The following is a 13,596-nucleotide window of genomic DNA, read 5'->3' as shown; positions in this document are numbered from 1 at the left end:
TAGATGTTGAAGTCAAAGAAGGTGCACTCATGTTTAAGAATATCAAAGCTCCGTCGCTCAATACCGCGCTGAAGGCTTCGACCGTCGCCGGCCTTGCCGCTGCGGTGTTTGCGACCGGTATTCCCCTCGAAATCACCCGCTCTTATGCCGAAGCCGTAAAGGTTCAGGCCCCGTCTGTTCCTAGCTTCGCGAACGTCGTCGATGCGGTTTCGCCGGCAGTTGTTTCCGTGCGTGTCGAAAACCGTGTCAACCCCGTCGCCGATGACGAGGGCAACGGCTTCGCCTTCGACTTTAATGGCCGTGGTTTCGACGATCTTCCGGATGCCCTGAAGCCTTTCTTCCGCCAGTTCGGTGAGCAAGGTCCGCAGGGCCAGCAGGGCCGTCGTGGTCCGCAGGGTCACCATGGCCCGCAGGATGGCAAGGGCCGTCTGCGTCCGGTTGCCCAGGGCTCGGGCTTCTTCATTTCTGAAGACGGTTACATCGTCACCAACAACCACGTCGTTTCCGACGGCGCGGCATTCGTTGCGGTCATGAACGATGGCACCGAGCTTGATGCCAAGCTGATCGGCAAGGACCCCCGTACGGACCTCGCCGTCCTCAAGGTTGATGGCAAGGGCCGCAAGTTCACCTACGTCAACTGGGCCGATGACAACGGCGTTCGCGTCGGCGACTGGGTTGTCGCTGTCGGTAACCCCTTCGGTCTCGGTGGTACGGTAACGGCCGGTATCGTTTCGGCTCGTGGCCGCGACATCGGCTCCGGCCCGTATGACGACTATCTGCAGGTTGACGCTGCTGTGAACCGCGGCAACTCCGGTGGCCCCACCTTCAATCTCAGTGGCGAAGTCGTCGGCATCAACACCGCGATCTTCTCTCCGTCGGGCGGCAATGTGGGTATTGCGTTTGCCATCCCGGCGTCTACGGCCAAGGATGTCGTTGCTGACCTGATGAAGGACGGCCAGGTATCTCGCGGCTATCTCGGCGTGCAGATCCAGCCCGTCACCAAGGACATCGCCGACTCGCTCGGCCTTTCCGAGGCGAGCGGTGCGCTTGTCGTCTCCGCTCAGGCTGGTACGCCTGGTGAAAAGGCTGGCATGAAGGCAGGTGATGTGGTCACCGCCGTTAACGGCGAAACCGTCAAGGATGCCCGCGACCTCAGCCGCCGTATCGGCGCCATGACGCCCGGCAAGAAGGTCGAGCTCTCCGTCTGGCGTGCCGGCAAGGCTCAGTCTCTGACGGTCGAACTCGGAACGCTGCCCGCCGAACAGAAGGATGCTTCCGCTGACGACGGCGATCAGGCACCGGAAAGCCAGGCTCCTGCTTCCGAAAAGGCTCTGGCTGATCTGGGCTTGACGGTTGGTCCTTCCGAAGACGGCAAGGGTCTGCAGATCACCGGCATCGACCCGGATTCCGACGCGGCCGACAAGGGCATCAAGGAAGGCGAAAAGATTACCTCGGTCAACAACCAGGAAGTCTCCAACGCTGATGATGTCGTCAAGGTCCTGAACCAGGCGAAGAAGGATGGCCGCACGCGGGCACTCTTCCAGATCCAGTCGAAGGAAGGCAGCCGCTTCGTCGCCCTTCCGATCAATGGCCAGGGTTAATCCGCCAACCCTGACATAGGGGGGAGCCGCGCCTTCTGGGCGCGGCTCCCTTTCGTCCATATCCGTAGGTGATCGCAATGACCTCTTCGCAACAGGAAGAAGCTTTGAGCCTTGCCGAAACGCAGCCGGCAGGTAATGTCGACCGCATGAAGATTCTCATTATCGAAGACGATCTCGAAGCAGCGGTCTACCTCACCAAGGCATTTCGTGAGGTTGGCATTGTGGCCGATCACGCGAGCGATGGCGAAAGCGGGCTCTTCATGGGCTCGGAAAACAGCTATGACGTGATCGTCATCGATCGTATGTTGCCGCGCCGCGACGGTTTGTCCGTCATCAGCGAATTGCGCCGCAAGGGAATTCATACGCCGGTTCTCATTCTCTCCGCTCTCGGCCAGGTGGACGACCGCGTGACGGGCCTCAGGGCGGGTGGTGACGACTATCTGCCGAAGCCTTATGCCTTCAGTGAACTTCTTGCTCGTGTCGAGGTGCTTGGCCGCCGCAAGGGCACGCCGGATCAGGACGTTGTCTATCGCGTCGGCGACCTTGAACTGGACCGGCTCGCGCATGAGGTTCGACGCGGTGGCAAGGAAATACCGCTGCAGCCGCGCGAATTCCGCCTCCTCGAATATTTGATGAAGAATGCCGGTCAGGTCGTGACCCGGACGATGCTTCTCGAAAACGTCTGGGACTACCACTTCGATCCTCAGACCAACGTCATCGACGTTCATGTTTCGCGACTGCGGTCGAAGATCGAGAAGGACTTCGCCCAGCCGCTTCTCAAGACCATTCGCGGTGCGGGGTATATGATCAAGGACGAGGGATGAACCGCTTCTGGTTTCTCTTCAAGTCTACGGCAGTCCGCCTCTCGGCACTTTACATCCTGCTCTTCGCCATCTGCGCCGCGACGCTGGTCTTCTATGTGACCGCGATGTCCGAGCGGCTTCTGACCAACCAGATCCGCGAAGCCGTGCAGCAGGAGGTCGATCAGGTCCAGCGGGCCTATGATGCCGGCGGCATGAACCTTCTTCTTCGGACGATGGAGCGTCGCGCGCGCCAGCCCGGTGCCAATCTCTATATCATTGCCGGTCCCTCGGGCGATATCCTCGCCGGTAACGTCGCATCTGTGCAGCCCGGGGTGCTCGATGAGGAGGGGTGGACCTCCATGCCCTTCACCTATCAGCGTTATGCGGAAAGCGGCATCAGTCGCCGGCACATGGCCGTTGCCAACATCTTCGTGCTGGACAACGGGTTGCGTCTGCTGATCGGCCGCGACCTCGGGGAGCCCGAGGCATTCCGCGGGCTGGTCCGGCAGGCGCTGATGATCGCGCTCGCGATCATGGGTCTCGGGGCGATCATCATCTGGTTCGGCATCGGTCGAAATGCCTTGAAACGCATCGACCGCATGTCCGATGCCAGCAAGAAGATTATGGCTGGCGACCTCTCGCAGCGTCTTCCAGTCGGCGGTTCCGGCGACGAGTTCGATCGCCTGTCTGTTTCACTCAATACGATGCTCGGGCGGATAGAGAAGCTGAACGAGGGATTGCGACAGGTCTCAGACAACATTGCGCACGACCTCAAGACGCCGCTGACGCGGTTGCGCAACAAGGCCGCCGACGCACTGGACACCAAGGACGGCGAGGTTCGACGCGTCGCGCTTGAGGGAATTATATCCGAGTCCGATCAGCTGATCCGTACGTTCAATGCACTGCTGATGATCTCGCGCGTCGAAGCGGGATCGGTCGCCGCAGAAATGTCGGCGGTCGACCTCTCGGCGATCGTGGCAGACAGCGCTGAACTCTATGAACCCGTCGCCGACGAAGCCGGGTTGGTGCTCACATCATCGATCCAGCCGGATATTGAGGTGCAGGGCAACCGCGAGCTAATCGGCCAGGCGATTTTCAATCTCATCGACAATGCCATCAAATATTCCTCGGATGCCGAGGGCCACGGCGATATCGCGCTGAAGCTGCTCCGCCGGGCCGATGGCATTTGCCTCTCAGTCGCTGATCATGGGTCGGGAATCCCGGCCGAGAAGCGGGAGGATGTGCTGAAGCGCTTCGTGCGGCTGGATGAAAGCCGCTCCAAGCCCGGCACCGGCCTTGGCCTCTCCTTGGTCGAGGCGGTGATGGAACTGCACGGCGGGAAGCTGGAACTGTCCGATACCGATCCGCAAAATCAGGAAAAGCGCGGCCTCACGGTCAGTATGATCTTTCCGGTGAATAGCTCTCCGCGAACACGTTGACTACTGATTGAATTCTGTGTTGGCCATCGCTGCCACAGACCCTAGGTTAGATTCCAGTTGCCGGAAGTTCTGTGATTCTCCCCGGCGGTTCTCGGTTCTGTTCGCCAGGGAGGGTGCATGCTGACGGGTTCGAGGCATAGCCTTGTGGAAGTAGCCGACGGGCTGCTGAAACCGCTGAACAAGAGCGAGTTGAAGCTTGCCCAGACGGATCTTCAGAAGATCGGCAAAAGCGAACCTGCCGTGGCGGAGATGCTCAAGGCGGACGGCACGCTTCGCGACTTCATCACAACCGCACTAACCTTGTCTCCCTATCTACGCGAGATTGCCAACATCGATACGGCAATCGTCGCAACTGCGATTTCGGAGCCGTTGGAACCGCGCATCGAGGCGATGATCGCGGAGGCGCGTTCCTGCTGGAAGCCGGCAGCAAATGGCGAGGCGCCGAGCGAAGCGGAAGTCATGAGCCGCCTGCGCATCATCAAACGCAAGGTCGCTTTCCTCGTCGCCCTGGCGGATCTGGCCCGGATTTTCGACGGTCGCGTGACGACCGGCTGGTTGAGCCGGCTCGCAGAAGCATCCGTCAGCGCGGCGATCGATCACCTTCTGCTTGCTGCTCACGATGGGGGCAAGGTAACGCTTAAGGACGTGACCGCGCCCGGTGAGGGCTCGGGGCTGATCGTTCTTGGCATGGGCAAGCTCGGCGCATCGGAGCTCAATTACTCATCGGATATCGATCTGGTCGTGTTCTTTGACGAACAGGCGGGGATCGTCGCAGATCCTGATGACGCGATCGAGATCTTTCCGCGTCTGATGCGGCGGCTCGTACGGATCATGCAGGAACGGACCGCCGATGGATACGTCTTCCGCACCGACTTGCGGCTGCGGCCGGATCCGGGATCGACGCCGCTTGCCATCTCGTTCGATGCGGCAATGATCTATTATGAGGGCAGAGGGCAGAACTGGGAACGTGCCGCTTTCATCAAGGCACGGGCGGTCGCTGGCGATATCCAAGCCGGCGAGCAGTTCCTGCGCGGGCTGGTTCCGTTCGTCTTTCGCAAGTATCTCGACTACGCTGCTATCGCCGACATCCATTCCATCAAGCGGCAGATCCATGCGCACAAGGGATATGGCGCAATCGCGGTCAAGGGCCATAACGTAAAGCTCGGTCGTGGCGGCATCCGCGAGATCGAATTCTTCGCGCAAACGCAGCAGTTGATCGCCGGCGGCCGGATGCCGGCACTTCGTCGCCGCGGTACCGAAGAGACGTTGGCGGAGCTGACAAAAGCGAAATGGATCGACGAGGAGACGCGCGACGAGCTGACCGAGGCCTATTGGTTCCTTCGCGACGTCGAGCATCGAATTCAGATGGTGCACGACGAGCAAACCCATCTTTTACCCGAGACCGAAACCGATCTGAAGCGCATCGCCTTCATGATGGGGTTCGACGACACGCCGAGTTTTGCCACGCGCCTGGTCGAGGTCTTCAAGACGGTCGAGCGGCGCTATGCCCGCTTGTTCGAACAAGAGACCAGGCTTTCAACAGAAACGGGCAATCTGGTGTTCACCGGTCAGGCCGACGATCCCGATACGCTGAACACGCTGCGCAAGCTCGGCTTCGAGCGCCCGTCCGACATTTCTCGCGTTATCCGCACATGGCACTACGGTCGCTACAAGGCGACGCAATCCGTGGAGGCACGCGAACGGCTGACTGAACTGACACCGGAGCTGCTGCGCGTGTTCGGGGAAAGCAACCGCGCCGACGAAGCGATCCTGCGCTTCGACAGCTTTCTCTCCGGCCTGCCCTCCGGCATTCAGCTGTTTTCGCTCCTTGGCAGCAACCCGGCGCTTTTGTCGCTCATCGTCAACATCATGTCCTCGGCGCCGAAGCTGGCAGAGGTCATTGCCGCCAAGCCGCATGTGTTCGACGGCATGCTTGATCCCGGCCTGATGGCGGAATTACCGACGCGATCCTATCTCGCCGAACGCATACGCGGCTTTCTCGCGCCCGCGCGGTACTATGAGGAGGTGCTCGATCGACTGCGCATCTTCGCGGACGAACAGCGCTTCCTCATCGGCATCCGGCTGTTGACCGGCGCGATCCGAGGCGCCATGGCCGGCCGCGCCTTCACTCATCTGGCCGATCTCGTCCTTGAGGCAGTGCTCGATGCCGTCATGAAGGAGATCAGGACGGCGCATGGCGATTTTCCGGGTGGTCGTGTGGCTGTGGTCGGTATGGGTAAGCTCGGGACCTTCGAACTCACTGCAGGTTCCGACATCGATATCATCCTGCTCTATGATTACGACGATGAAGCCGCCGAATCATCGGGCCCCAAGCCTCTGGACTCGACGCGCTATTTCACCCGCATCACCCAGCGGCTGATTTCGGCGCTCTCGGCGCCGATGGCGGAGGGCGTGCTCTATGAGGTCGACATGCGCCTCAGGCCCTCGGGAAACAAGGGGCCGGTCGCCACCCGCATCAAGTCCTTCGAAAAGTATCAGCGCGAGGAAGCCTGGACCTGGGAGCATATGGCTCTGACGCGTGCCCGCCTCGTGTGCGGCGACAAGGAATTGATCAAGGAGGCTGAGCGGATCATCGCAGACGTCCTTCGTTCGAAGACCGACGCAGAGAAGATCGCCAAGGACGTGTCGGAGATGCGGGCCCTGATTGAGCAGGAAAAACCGCCGGCCAGCATCTGGGACCTGAAGCTCATTCCGGGCGGCTTGATCGACATCGAATTCATCGCGCAGTATCTGCGGCTCGTGGCCTCCACCAAAGGCATCGCCATCGAGGAGGACGACTTCAATACGGCAGGGCAGGTGAAGTTAGTCGGCGCGGAGCTGATGGACCGCGATGATATGGAACTCTGCCTAGCGACACTGTCGCTCTATACCGATATCTCACAGCTCATCCGCCTATGTATCGATGGCTTGTTCGAGCCGAAGGAGGCGCCGGCGGGCCTCATTGATCTTGTCTGCCGGGCAGCCGATTGCCCTGACATCAAGACGCTTGAGGGAGAGATCAAACGGCTCTCGAAAGCCATCAGGAAAGTATTCCAGATAGTTGTGAAAACTTAGCGGTCGCCGTTCGGGATGTGCAGGGAAATGACGGTGCCGATCGCCTCGCGCGAACGGATCTTCATTTTCCCGCCTTGAAGGATCGTCAGCGACCGCGAGATCGCGAGACCGAGGCCAGAGCCTCCCTTGCTTTTCGCGTACTGGTTTTGCACCTGTTCGAAAGGCTGGCCGATCTTGCCGAGCGCCGCGCGAGGGATGCCGATGCCGGTGTCGGCAATCGTCAGCATGACGCCGCTGCTGGTACGACGCGTGCGCACGGCGATGTGACCGCCTTCGTTGGTGAACTTCACGGCGTTGGAGAGCAGGTTCAGCAGGATCTGCTTCATGGCACGGCGATCGGCGGTCAACCGCATTCCATCGCAAAGGCGCTGTTCGACGAAGATGTTCTTTTGGGCGGCCGGGATTGCTGTGAAGCGAAGGCTTTCCTCGATGAGCGGCGCGAGATCGATCGTCTCGCACTCGAGCTTCATGTGGCCGGCCTCGATCTTCGACATGTCGAGAATGTCGCTGATGACGTTCAGGAGATGCTTGCCGCTGTCGTGAATGTCGCGGGCATATTCGTTGTACTTCGACGAGCCGAGCGGACCGAACATCTGATCCTGCAGGATCTCCGAAAAACCGAGGATTGCGTTGAGCGGCGTGCGAAGTTCGTGGGACATGTTTGCCAGGAACTCGCTCTTCGCACGGTTGGCGCCTTCCGCGCGCTCCTTCTCGAGCAGGTAGTTGGAGTTGGCGACAGAAAGGGCCGCCTTCTGGCTTTCCAGCGTCTGGCGGGAAGCGGAGAGATCTCCGATCGTCGCCATGAGACGGCGTTCGGAGTCGCGCAGGCGCTCCTGGTTGCGCTTGAGCAGCGTAATGTCGGTGCCGACCGAAACCATGCCGCCGTCGCGCGTACGGCGCTCGTTGATCTGCAGCCAGCGCTCGTCGGCAAGCTGTACTTCGGTTGTGCGGGAATAACCGGAGCCATCTGCGTCGGCGATACGGCGTTCGATCACGGGGCGCGCGGCGGCAGCATTGACGACTGTGCGCTCGGTGCCGGGGACCAAGACGCTATCGGGAAGTCCGTACGCCTGCTGGAAGTGCGCGTTGCACATGACGAGGCGGTCGTTCTTGTCCCAGAGCACGAAGGCTTCCGATGTGCATTCGATGGCGTCGGCCAATCGCTGATCGGCCTCGGCATAGCGCTGGGCGAGGCGATGCTGCTCGGTCACGTCCATCGCGATACCGATCATGTGGACGCGGCCGGAATTGGTGCGGATCACCTGCGCGCGAGCCCGCATCCAGACATAATGGCCGCCGGCATGCCGCATGCGGAAGATCTGGTCGACCTGGCCCGCATCACCGCGAGCGATTGACCGGGCGATTTCGTAGACGCCGCCGTCATCCGGATGCATCAGGCGGGCGGCATCGCTGAAGCACATCGTCCGGTCCGAGCCGGGAAGCCCAAGCATTTCGTACATCGAGCGCGACCAGTAAAATTCGCGGCGGTCGAAATCGAAGTCCCAGAGCCCACAGCGCCCGCGCGACAGCGCGGTTTCGACGCGAAGGTTCGACTCCAGAAAGGTATCGTCGGCATCGCGGGCGCGCTTCACCTGCATATAGTAGGCGTAGAGGATGACGAGCAGGATCGAGGAGATGCCTGCGAAGAGGGTCACGTTCAGCGTGACCTCGTCTCGCCAGAGCTTGCTGATCCGCTCCAACGACGTTGCCGCGATGACATAGCCGCCGGAGTTGCCGATGAGCGTGATTTCCGCGTAGTGCGGAAGCCCGCTGATTGTTGTCTCGATGACGCCAGCGCGATCGCCGAACCGGCGAACCGCCGAGATCTCTGAGAAGAAATCGCCGACGCTGGCGCCGAGGTAAGCCGAGCCGGCGGCAGTTGCGGCAAACACCTTGCCGCTTGGCTGCACGAGCAGCACGAACGCATCGTCATCCAGGCGGTCCTGCGGAAGGAAGCGCGCCAGCCTAGCCTGCGCCTGCGCGGCATCCGCGGTTTCGAAGATCCGGTTGGCATCGGCGAAGGCCGCGGCGGCGGTCGCGGCGGCAAGCGCGGTGGAGTGACGGGCAGCGGCTTCTGTCCGCCCGTATTCGGAGACCATTCCAAAGACGTGTGACGCGGCTACAACCGTAAGGAAGGCTACGATCAGGATCGGAATAATTCGCTTCAGGACGATTTCGACCTGCGACAGGCTGCGCGAAGACGATGAAGTCATGGCGGAGCGGCGGACTGAAAAGCTGTCCCGCCAGGCCAGGAGGCCGTCGAAATCGACACGCAGCCGTCCCTCGGCTGCGGTTGCCCGCCGCACGTTCATCATCTCTTCAGCCTTGATCCCTCGTGTGATTCGCAGCGCCGCTCGCCCGAACCTAACTCAATGAATCATTGGTGATTCGCCTTGTCCAGAGGAAAAGGTAAAAATCTGTTAACCGATTCTAGATGCTGAATTTTCTTTGGCGGTCAGAAGGTCGCTGCGACCAGCGCAGCGGCCTTCGACAGCAAATCACCCTTTCAGGGTGCGTTCCACGATGTCACGGACGTCGGTCGAGAGCTCCGCGGCGCGTTCGATTTCCAGCAGGGCAGCGCGGGCATGGTCCTGTCGAACCGGCTCCAGGGAGCGCCAGGAACGCATCGACGTCAGAATGCGCGCGGCCAACTGAGGGTTGCGCCGGTCGATGTCGAGAATCTCGCGTGCGAGGAAGCGGTAGCCCTCTCCATCGGCCCGACCGAAGCCTGTCGGATTGGCAAAAGCGTAGGCGCCGACCAATGAACGGACGCGATTGGGGTTAGTCCTCGTGAACAGAGGGTTCTCCATGAGCTTCAGCACCCGATCGAGCGTGCCGCCGCCTGGTATCGTTGCCTGCACCGAAAACCATTTGTCGATGACCAGGGCGTTCTCGGAGAACCGATCCCGGAAGGTCGACAACGCTTCGGCAGCTTCCGCGCTGTCTGGGAAACGGTGCGCAAGGACCGAGAGCGCATGCAACAGGTCGGTCATGTTGTTGGCGGCATCGAAGGCAGCCTTGGCGCGTACCGGCGAATTCTCGGCATAGGAGAGGTAGGTCAGCGCGGCGTTGCGCAGGGCGCGGCGACCCGCGCTCGTTGCGTCCGGGCTGAAGGTGCCGGGCGTCGTCATCGAGTCATAGAGTGCAGCGAACGTGTCGCGTCCGGCGTCGGCAACCTGTTTCATGACTGCCTGGCGGCCGGCGTGGATTGCGTCCGGATCGTTATTGCCCCCGAGTTCGCGGGCAATATCGGCTTCGCTGGGCAGCGCCAGGGCCTGGGCGCGGAAGGCGGGTTCCAGACTCTCGTCAGCCGCCGCGGCGATGAGGCTGTCGACGAAGGTTGTCTCACAACCGACGGGGTTTCCTTCCCGTGCATCGCGAGCCGCCTTCAAAAGGTTCGGAAGTGCAAGGTCCGTCAGGGCCTGCCAGCGCGCGAAATGGTCCGTCTCATGGCGGGCGAGCAGCGCCAGGTCGGCAGGCGACTGGTCGAAATGGAGATTGATGGGAGCCGAGAAGCTGCGATTGATCGAGACCACCGGTCGCGTCTGGATCCCGTGGAATACTGCCGTTTGGGTGCGCTCTGTGAGATGCAGAATGGCGCCGGTATATTCCGCACTTTCAACGGAAGTCGGCGCTATGGCTGCTCCATCCTCCGCAAAAAGTTGCAGGTTCAGCGGAATGTGCATCGGCTGCTTGTCGGACTGACCCGGGGTTGCAGGGATCATTTGCTCGAGCGCGAGGCTGAAGGCTTTTGCGGCAGCATCGTAACAGCCGGAAGCCGTAACCAGCGGCGTGCCGGCCTGATGGTACCACAGTGAGAATTGTGTGAGATCGCGCCCGCTGGCGTCCTCGAAGCATTTCACAAAGTCCTCGATCGTGACAGCCTGGCCATCATGACGGTCGAAGTAGAGGTCCATGCCCTTCTTGAACGTCTTCTTGCCAAGCAGCGTCGCGATCATTCGCGTGACTTCGCTGCCCTTCTCGTAGACGGTTGTCGTATAGAAGTTATTGATTTCACGGTATTTTGTCGGTCGAACAGGATGTGCGAGCGGGCCCGCATCCTCTGGGAACTGCTCGGATTTCAGGTGGCGGACCTCGGCGATGCGCTTGACCGGGCGCGAGCGCTGGTCGGCCGAGAACTCGTGATCACGAAAGACGGTCAGGCCTTCCTTCAGGCACAGCTGGAACCAGTCGCGGCAAGTGATGCGGTTGCCGGTCCAGTTGTGGAAGTACTCGTGGGCGATGATCGCTTCGATGTTGGCGTAGTCGCTATCCGTGGCCGTTTCCGGATCGGCAAGGACGTACTTGTCGTTGAAGACGTTGAGGCCCTTGTTCTCCATCGCGCCCATGTTGAAGTCGGAGACGGCGACGATCATGAAGATGTCGAGATCATATTCGCGCCCGAAGACCTCTTCGTCCCACTTCATCGAACGCTTCAGTGCGTCCATCGCGTAAGCGGCGCGCGGCTCTTTGCCGTGCTCGACATAGATCTTCAGGGCGACCTCGCGTCCGGACATCGTCGTGAACGTATCTTCGATGACGCCGAGATCGCCGGCGACCAGCGCAAAGAGATAGCTCGGCTTAGGATGCGGATCGAACCAGGCGGCGAAGTGCTTGCCTTCGCCATAGCCAGCACCCCCGAGGAAATTGCCGTTCGACAGCAGCAGCGGGTTGGCGGCCTTCTCGGCAATGATGTTGACGGTGTAAGGCGCCAGAACATCGGGGCGGTCCTGGAAATAGGTGATCCGCCGGAAGCCTTCAGCCTCGCACTGCGTGCAATAGATACCGCCGGTGCGGTAAAGGCCCATCAGTTTCGTATTGGCTTCGGGGTTGATGATCGTAGTGATCGTCAGCTCGAACGGTTCTGATGCGGGTAGATCGCGGACCGTCAGGCTTTCCGGCGTTGCCGTGTATTGGTCGGCCGGCATTTCCAACTGATCGAACAGCAGGCCGGAAAGCGTCAGTTCATCGCCGTCGAGCATCAGCGGAGCCTTGGGATCGACACCCTCGCGGCGATGGAAAATCAGTCGTGCTTCAACCTTGGTTTCAGTGGGATCGAGCTCGAAGGTCAGATCCACGCGTTCCAGAACGAATTCGGTGGGCTGGTAGTCTGCCAGATTGATGACCTGGCCGGTATCTGTACGCATGGTGTTCCCTGAAGACCTTGAGCGGATGAGTGCTTCGTACGCAGAGTAGGCACTCCGCCACAAATTTTGACGGGCATCTTTACACCAAAGTCTGAACCAAAGTTAAAGCGAAATCGCGGCAACGGCAGATTTGGAGGATCTCGGAACGGCCAAATCTAGGCGGTCCGTGACTAGGATTTTAGGTTGAGGGTTGCCCTTATCGCCTCATCGTCTTCAGTCCGCTGAACGACGACGCCATGCCAGCCCAAGCCATCGTAATCCTCGTAGCCGAGTGTCCGGGCGAAAGCGACAATTGAGCCGTTGTTGTCATAGTAGCTACCGCGGGCCGTACCTGCCTGGTTCTGAAGCGCAAAATGGCTGAAGAGAAGGTTGGGATTGCTGGAGGCGATGATCCTGTTTGATCCATCGAGCAACATCACGGTCGTTTTCTCTGCTATCTGCGGAGGCAGGTTGGCTTCGGTTTCGACGATCGCCTGTCCCTGCTTCTGCCAGTCAAAATACACACCCAGTGTTCCGAGAGTTTTGCCGTGGAGCGTGCCACCCTCGCGCACTGCCGTTGCATAGACAAGGGCGGTGCGGTTGCCATGCAGATGGCTGTCGCGGACATCGTCGACGATGTAGTCGTCTCCCGACGCGCAGCGTACGGATGCTTGGAACCAGCCGTCGCCTGCAAGCGATCTTCCGGCGGTCTTGCGCTCAAATTCAGGGTTTGCCGAGGCGATCACCTGACCTGAGGCATCTGTCAAAACGAGGTCGAGATAGACGGTGTAGAAGCGATTGATGACCCCAAGTCGTTGGGCAGCGAAGGTCGCCCTTTCCTTTGTCGGCTCCTGCAGCGCCTGCCAAAGCGCGGCATCGGTCGCCCACCACCGCACGTCGGCGGTTCGCTCGAAGAGATTGCGGACGATCAGTTGCACGAGAGTTTGGGCGAGATCGGTAAGCCTTACGCCCTCCATCTCGTTCACGAGCGCTTCCGCCATGACGCGGGAATGCCCGATACGCCCAATGACGTTGCCTTCGAATTTCCCTGAAATGTCGCTTGCGACCTGTGCCAGCCGCTGCACCTCGTTGGCAACGACAGCAAAGCCTTTCCCGGCCTCGCCGGCGCGGGCGGCTTCGATCAACGCATTGATTGCAAGAAGCTTGATCTGCTTGACCACATGCGAGTTCGCGGCGCTGAAACTTTCAAGATCGGTGCCGATTCCCTCCGTTACCGCACGCATCAGCCGCGGTGTGGCGGTCAACCGTTGCTGATCGTTGTCCCTGGATTTGAGCTGCGTCATGGAAATTGCCCCGATAGCGATGCAAGCTGAGAGAAAGAGGACTGAAATATCGGCCAATCAATGCGATTCTATGGTTTCCGAAGCGTTAAGGCGGACACTCATCGGATGAACATTTTTGGGCACATCTCAGATTTGATGAAAATTTGTGCGATCCGATTGATTGAGCATCGAAATTTTCCGATTTTCGATCTGTTCATTCGGCCCGGCGACTGTCACAGTCGAGATGTGCCGAGTCTGGCGCGTCCTCC

Annotated in this window: 7 protein-coding genes; 4 read left to right on the top strand and 3 right to left on the bottom strand. The window is 60.2% G+C overall.

Features of this window, described 5'->3' with window-relative positions; translation table 11 throughout:
- Positions 1-29 precede the first annotated feature (29 nt).
- From IB244_RS11070 to IB244_RS11055, 4 genes are all read left to right on the top strand, one after another.
- A complete protein-coding gene (locus tag IB244_RS11070; protein WP_062374591.1) occupies positions 30-1,601 on the top strand; it encodes a Do family serine endopeptidase in 1,572 nt (523 codons plus the stop codon).
- 146 nt (positions 1,602-1,747) lie between these two features.
- A complete protein-coding gene (locus IB244_RS11065; RefSeq protein ID WP_192241547.1) occupies positions 1,748-2,425 on the top strand; it encodes a response regulator transcription factor in 678 nt (225 codons plus the stop codon).
- Positions 2,422-3,843 (top strand): sensor histidine kinase, encoded by a 1,422-nt coding sequence (locus IB244_RS11060; protein ID WP_025659900.1) that lies wholly within the window; start codon positions 2,422-2,424, stop codon positions 3,841-3,843. The genes IB244_RS11065 and IB244_RS11060 overlap by 4 nt, the downstream gene beginning before the upstream one ends.
- A 117-nt stretch (positions 3,844-3,960) precedes the next feature.
- Positions 3,961-6,918, top strand: a complete 2,958-nt coding sequence (locus IB244_RS11055; RefSeq protein WP_192304218.1) for a bifunctional [glutamine synthetase] adenylyltransferase/[glutamine synthetase]-adenylyl-L-tyrosine phosphorylase — start codon at positions 3,961-3,963, stop codon at positions 6,916-6,918.
- Here IB244_RS11055 and IB244_RS11050 read toward each other — a convergent pair.
- From IB244_RS11050 to IB244_RS32755, 3 genes are all read right to left on the bottom strand, one after another.
- Positions 6,915-9,233 (bottom strand): PAS domain-containing sensor histidine kinase, encoded by a 2,319-nt coding sequence (locus IB244_RS11050; RefSeq protein WP_192304216.1) that lies wholly within the window; start codon positions 9,231-9,233, stop codon positions 6,915-6,917. The two genes, IB244_RS11055 and IB244_RS11050, sit on opposite strands and share 4 nt — an antisense overlap.
- A 183-nt stretch (positions 9,234-9,416) precedes the next feature.
- Positions 9,417-12,065, bottom strand: coding sequence for an aminopeptidase N (pepN, locus tag IB244_RS11045; RefSeq protein ID WP_192304214.1), 2,649 nt, complete (start codon positions 12,063-12,065; stop codon positions 9,417-9,419).
- A 170-nt stretch (positions 12,066-12,235) separates the two neighbouring features.
- Complete coding sequence (locus IB244_RS32755; RefSeq protein WP_113471593.1) at positions 12,236-13,348, bottom strand: methyl-accepting chemotaxis protein; 1,113 nt, start codon at positions 13,346-13,348, stop codon at positions 12,236-12,238.
- Positions 13,349-13,596: the final 248 nt, after the last annotated feature.

The organism is Rhizobium sp. RHZ02 (genome assembly GCF_014851575.1).
Taxonomy (GTDB): domain Bacteria; phylum Pseudomonadota; class Alphaproteobacteria; order Rhizobiales; family Rhizobiaceae; genus Rhizobium; species Rhizobium altiplani.
The sequence above is the reverse complement of the archived record's forward strand: the minus strand, read 5'-3'. Positions and strand labels throughout refer to the sequence as shown.